Source organism: Parafrankia colletiae (assembly GCF_001854655.1).
Lineage (GTDB): Bacteria > Actinomycetota > Actinomycetes > Frankiales > Frankiaceae > Parafrankia > Parafrankia colletiae.
This window is the reverse complement of the sequence record NZ_MBLM01000087.1, coordinates 1-1,963: the sequence shown is the minus strand read 5'-3', so window position 1 is coordinate 1,963 and position 1,963 is coordinate 1. Positions and strand designations below refer to the sequence as shown.

The 1,963-nt window shown below is 63.4% G+C and carries 2 protein-coding genes; one reads left to right on the top strand and one right to left on the bottom strand.

Annotated elements, in window-relative coordinates; genetic code table 11:
• The coding region (locus CC117_RS34505) for a glycoside hydrolase family 43 protein (protein WP_084131879.1) at positions 1-1,180 on the top strand (1,180 nt) is incomplete at its 5' end.
• Positions 1,181-1,238: 58 nt separating this feature from the next.
• On the opposite strand, the gene CC117_RS10160 is transcribed toward CC117_RS34505, so the two are convergent.
• Positions 1,239-1,949 (bottom strand): IS6 family transposase, encoded by a 711-nt coding sequence (locus CC117_RS10160; RefSeq protein WP_071083495.1) that lies wholly within the window; start codon positions 1,947-1,949, stop codon positions 1,239-1,241.
• Between the last annotated feature and the right edge of the window lie 14 nt (positions 1,950-1,963).

Below are 1,963 nucleotides of genomic sequence, written 5' to 3'. Positions count from 1 at the left end.
GTATGAGTCGTTGGACGCCACCGGGTTCGCGCTGCTGAGGGATTCCGGATACACACCCCCATGTGGACTGGTTCGCGATCCCAGCATCATGCGACACACCGACGGGATGTACTACGTCGCCCACAGCACTGCTCGGGCCGGAAACCAGATCGGCCTCGCCTCAAGTACCGACCGAGTCACCTGGACCTTCCTCGGTAACGTCACGCTGACGACGTCTCGAGTCGGAAGTGTCTGGGCCCCAGAATGGTTCATCGACGCCGATGGTAGCGTCAACATAGTTGTCTCTCTGCGGGTCGGCGGCAGCGCGCGGGGCGCTTTGCGGCCGTACAAGATAACGGCTACGGACTCCTCGCTTGCCACATGGACTATCCCAACGCCGTTGGTTGGCTTACCTGCAGGTTGCATTGAATTTTTTATTGTCGGGGTCGGACCAACGTACCATGCATTCTATAAGAACAGCCGTTCGAAGCGTATCGAGTTGGCCAGCGCGCCTAGCCTCACCGGCCCATACACGTCCTGGAGATCGCCGGACTCCGTCGTTGGCGACGGCCAAGGGCCGGCTCTGATACCCCTGGACAACGGCGGCTGGCGCCTGTATTTCGAACACTACAGGAGGGGCGGAGTCTGGTTTACCGACAGCTATGACACCTTTCGCACTTGGTCCGCACCGGTCGAGCTTCCGGGACTGTCCGGTGTGGTGAAGCATCTGACAGTTGTGAAGGAAGTGGTCCCGGGCGGTGCGACCCTTCCTCTGGGCAGACTTTCACTGAGATCGGGCGACCTCGGGAACCAGTACTGGCGGCTGGTCAACGACGCCGCCTGTCTCGAGGTGGTCACGTCGGACAGCAGCACTGCTGTCCGACGAGAAGCGACCCTCACCGTTGTGCGTGGCCTCGCCGATCCAAACGGTTTCTCGTTGCGCGCATCCGATGGACGGTTCTTGCGACAGGGCGGATCCCGGCTGCATCTGAGCGGGTTTGGTGCGACCGAGTCCTTCGCCAGAGATGCCACGTTCGCGGTCCGACGTGGCTTAGGCGCCAGTTCGGTGGCCCTGGAATCCTATAGCTATCCGGGCCGGTATATTCGCCGTCGCGGCCGAGAACTGTGGCTTGAGCCTTATAATGAGAGCTATCGATTCCGCACGGAGTCCTCCTTCGGCATCACGGACGCCTGGTCCTGAGAACGGATCTGTTGCATTGGGGGAAGGCAGGGCATGGTTGGCCCTGCCGAGCGGGTGATCAGATCGCGAGGGTGAGCTCGGTAAACGCGGCTGTCAGCCGTGTGTGCGGGTCGGTGTCGGTCCCGAGTTCGTAGTGGCCGCGGCGGATGTTCTGGACGAATGCATGCCCTGCGCTGATCGTCTGGGCGGAGCGCAGCCGTTTCAGCCCGCGCATCGGCCGGAGCCGGGCTTTCAGGCGGCCGTGATCGGCTTCGATCCGGTTGTTCTCCCGCACGGCATCGACGTGGCAGGCCCCGGGAAGCAGCTCGTCGAGGACCCGAGGGTAGACAGGGGCCTTGTCGGTGGTGACCTCGACCGGCCGGCGGCCGTGGGTCAGTGCCGCGGTGAAGAACCGGCGTGCCGCGGCCTGGTCGCGTCGTTCGCTGGCGAGGACATCGATGACCTGACCGTGCTGGTCAACCGCCCTGTACAGGTACGTCCACCGCCCGGCGACCTTGACGTACGTCTCGTCGACGAACCACCTGTCACCAGGACGGTGCCGGCAGGGCCGCGCGGCGTCGACCAGCAAGGGCGTGAAGCGTTGGACCCACCGGTACACAGTTACGTGATCAACGTCGATGCCGCGCTCAGCGAGCAGCTCCTCGACGTCCCGGTACGACAGSGCGAACCGTAGGTACCAGCGAACCGCCAGCACGATCACCTCAGACGGGAACCGGAACCCGACGAACTCCGACGTCGGAGCCAGTGGACGGACACGACGTCGACGCATCATTCGATCATGAC